The 208-nt window shown below is 73.1% G+C and carries 1 protein-coding gene; it reads left to right on the forward strand.

Annotated features, from left to right (window positions below; translation table 11 throughout):
- The coding region (locus IO33_RS0142455; RefSeq protein ID WP_031174386.1) for a modular polyketide synthase at positions 1-208 on the forward strand (208 nt) is incomplete at both ends.

Consider the following 208-nt stretch of genomic DNA (forward strand, 5'->3'; position numbering starts at 1 on the left):
CCAGGCCCTGGCGTCGGCCGGCCTGTCTCCCGCCCAGATCGACGTCGTGGAGGCGCACGGTACGGGGACCCGGCTGGGTGACCCGATCGAGGCGCAGGCACTCATCGCCACGTACGGCCGGGAGCGGTCGCAGGACCGGCCGTTGTGGCTGGGTTCGCTGAAGTCGAACATCGGTCACGCCCAGGCCGCCGCCGGTGTCGGCGGCATC

Origin of the sequence: Streptomyces durhamensis (genome assembly GCF_000725475.1) — a bacterium.
Classification (GTDB): domain Bacteria; phylum Actinomycetota; class Actinomycetes; order Streptomycetales; family Streptomycetaceae; genus Streptomyces; species Streptomyces filipinensis.